A 3,205-nucleotide genomic window follows, 5' to 3' on the forward strand; every position below is an offset into this window, starting at 1 on the left:
GGCTGACGACGTTGTCGAAGCGGGCGGCGATGCGGCCGTCGCGGCCGACGACGAACACCCAGGGGGCGGTGACGACCCCGCCAGATCGTCGCAGCCAGGCGGCGGCGGCGTCGTTGAGCTCCCGCTTGGGGAAGTCGCGCCACAGCTCGACGTGGATGAACGCTGCCCGGTCGCCGTGCTCGCCGGCCAGGTCGGCGACCATCTCGGTGAGGTCGCCGCTGAAGCGGCTCTGGCGAAAGGCCGGGCTGGAGAAGACCACCAGGGCGGGCCGGCCGGCCGCGACCGCCTCGGCCACGGTGGTGCGGTGCAGCTTGGGGTCGGGGATCTCTCCGGTGGTGGCGGCCCGCGAGTCGATCGCCGCCTGCGGCGCGCCGGCCGAGGACATGGTCAGGTTGCGGGTCTCGGGGGCCTGGTCGCCGACAGCCGGGAGCCGGTGGTCGGCCAGCACCTGGAACTGGGCGGTCGCCTTGGTGACACCGGAGTCCTTGAGGTCGACCACGGCGGCGACCTGCCACCAGCCGGCCCGGTCGAAGGCGACCGGGGCCGCGTACACGCCGCGGCCCTCGGCGGCCGACACGATCGTCGGCCGGCTGCCCGGGCCGTCCTCGGGGCTGCCCGGGGTGGGCAGGTTGCGGCCGTCGGCGAAGATCGTCGGCGGCCCGGCGGACTCCAGCGGCACCGGGTTGGTCTCGTCAGGAACCGCAGCTCCAGCCGGACCGTGCCGTAGGCGACGGGCCGCAGGTCGCGGGTGGCCAGGCGGACCATGAACCGGTCGGCGGGGCCGACGGCCAGGTCGAAGCTCTCGACGGTGCGACCAGCGGCACCGCGACGCCCTGGGTGTGGGGACCGGGTCGGCACCGCCCTCGCCGTTCCGGCCGCAGGCCGCGGCGAGCAGCGCGCAGGTGGCCACGACGGCGGTCCAGGCGGTCCGGCAGTGCATCGCTACCCTTCTGCTCGGCAGACGGCGGCAGGGGCGGTCGCCCCACCCGTGCCTTCCCGGCCCGGGCGCGCCTCACCGGCGCCGTCACGTAACCGCCGCGGGGCCGTAACGCCAACGCCACGGTCGTGACCGGTAATGGCTCGGGCCTGGCCGGGTTGCCTGAGCGCCATGACCGCGGTCACCGTGTTCGCCGTGGTGCTGCTGCTGGCCGTGCTGGTATCGGAGCTGGCCCGGCGCAGCGTGCTGTCGACCGCGGTGCTGTTCCTGGTCGCCGGGTTCCTGGCCAGTGACGGCATGCTCGGCCTGCTACCACTCGCCGCCGACGCCCCGGTGGTCCGGCAGTTCGCCGAGCTGGCCCTGTTCAGCGTGCTGTTCACCGACGGCATGCAGGTCGGCGTCCGTGACCTGGCGCGGGCCTGGCGCCTGCCGGCACGGGCGCTGCTGCTGGGCATGCCCTTGACCATGGCCGGGACGGCCTGTCGCCCACTACGTGGCCGGCCTGTCCTGGGCCCAGGCGTGGCTGGTCGGGGCCGTGCTCAGCCCCACCGACCCGGTGTTCGCGGCCGCCATCGTCGGCCGCAGCGACGTGCCCCGCCGGCTGCGGCACCTGCTGAACGTGGAGAGCGGCGTCAACGACGGCCTGGCCCTGCCGGCGGTGATCGTCCTGCTCGCGGTGGTCGGCGAACGCGAGGTCGAGACGCTCAAGCTGCTCGAGGAGCTGGCCCTCGGGGTCGCCCTGGGCATCGCCATCCCCTGGATGGCGATCAAGCTGGAGCGCCTGCGCTTCTTCCAGGCGGCCGCCCGCTACCAGCCGCTGTACGCCTTCGCCATCGGGCTGCTGGTGTTCGGGGCCGGCAGCCTGCTGCACGCCAGCCTGTTCCTGGCCGCGTTCGCCGCCGCGTCACCGTGGCCACGGTCGGGCCGGAGGTGCGGCGCGAGTTCCACCCTGGCCCACTCCTCGACCGACGTGCTCGTGGCCCGCTGGTTCCGCGAGGAGAAGGTGAGGTCACGACCCTCCGCGGCCGCAGAAGAGGACCGGCGGCCGGCGGGCTCGGAGCCGGACCGGACGCCGGCCAGCGACCGCTCCGACGGCGAGGGCTAGGGCCTGTCTGATGGCTCATGTTGGGAGCCACAGGAGCAGAGCGGCCAGGACCAGCCAGCTGTGGTAGCTGACGGCCAGCTTGTCGTAGCGGGTGGCGATGGCCCGGTGCTGTTTGAGCCGGGCGATGGCCCGCTCGACCACGTTGCGCTGCCGGTAGCGCACCGGATCGACCCTGGGTGGCCGGCCACCGCGTGGTCCGCGGCGGGCCCGGGCGGCTTGTTGGTCAGAGCGCTCGGGGATGGTGTGGGCGATCCGGCGCCGGCGCAACAACCGCCGGCAGGTGGTGTAGCTGTAGCCGCGGTCGGCGGTCAGGTGGGTAGGGCGCTTGCGGGGCCGACCCGACCCGCCCGGTCGCGGCACCCGGATGGCGTCCAGCAACGGCCCCAGCTGGGTGCGCTCATGGCGCTGACCGGCGGTGACCACCATGGCCAGCGGCCGACCACCGCCGTCGCAGGCCAAATGCAGCTTGGTCGTCAGGCCACCGCGGCTGCGCCCCAATGCCTGGTCGGCCTCGGCAGCCGACCCTAGGTAGTGGCCGGGTCCCCTTTTCGGGCGCCGGCGGCGTGCTGGTGGGCGCGCACGATGGTGGCGTCCACAACCACCTCCCAGTCGACCTCCCCAACCGCATCGGACTTGGTCTGGGTGTGGGCCAGGAGCCGTTGCCAGGTGCCGTCGGCCTGCCAGCGGCGGAACCGCTCATAACAGGTCTGCCAGGGCCCATAGCGTTCGGGCAGGTCCCGCCAGGGCACTCCGGTGGCCAGCTTCCACAGAATCCCGTTGAGGACCTGGCGGTGGTTGGCCCACTGACCGCCGGGGCGGCCGTTGGCTGGCAGCAAGGGAGCGATTTCGGCCCAGGCCTGATCGGTGAGCTCGTGGCGGCGGACCACGCGACCTCCCACATCGAGGAGCTGATGGCCGCCCGAACCAACAACACGAGCCGTCAGACAGGCCCTACCCCAAGGGGGTGGGAAAGTTGTCCCCCGGCGACCTGAGATCGGGTGGTTCACCGAACCGCATGCGTCCGCAGCGCGTGCACTCCCAGTACCGCTCGCTCGCGTTCCGCCTCGGCCGATAGCGGTGCAGGCCCAACCGGCACCGGATGTCGGTACGCATGGGAGCTACTGTCCTCCGGCGTTGATGGCACGGCAAGAGGCTCTTGTCGA

2 protein-coding genes and 1 pseudogene are annotated in these 3,205 nt (G+C 73.2%); 1 reads left to right on the forward strand and 2 read right to left on the reverse strand.

Going from position 1 to position 3,205, the window contains the following annotated elements; all coding sequences use genetic code 11:
* The coding region (locus VF468_13420; protein ID HEX5879295.1) for a hypothetical protein at nucleotides 1-679 on the reverse strand (679 nt) is incomplete at its 3' end.
* 429 nt (nucleotides 680-1,108) lie between these two features.
* Here VF468_13420 and VF468_13425 point away from each other — a divergent pair.
* Nucleotides 1,109-1,861, forward strand: a pseudogene (locus tag VF468_13425) (cation:proton antiporter).
* A 196-nt stretch (nucleotides 1,862-2,057) separates the two neighbouring features.
* On the opposite strand, the gene VF468_13430 reads toward VF468_13425, so the two are convergent.
* Nucleotides 2,058-2,929 (reverse strand): IS5 family transposase gene (locus VF468_13430; protein ID HEX5879296.1). Its coding sequence is split into 2 segments (ribosomal slippage): nucleotides 2,058-2,572 and nucleotides 2,572-2,929, totalling 873 coding nucleotides; the frame shifts between segments, so codons are not numbered across the junction.
* Nucleotides 2,930-3,205 lie beyond the last annotated feature (276 nt).

The sequence above is a fragment of the Actinomycetota bacterium genome (assembly GCA_036280995.1).
GTDB lineage: Bacteria > Actinomycetota > CALGFH01 > CALGFH01 > CALGFH01 > CALGFH01.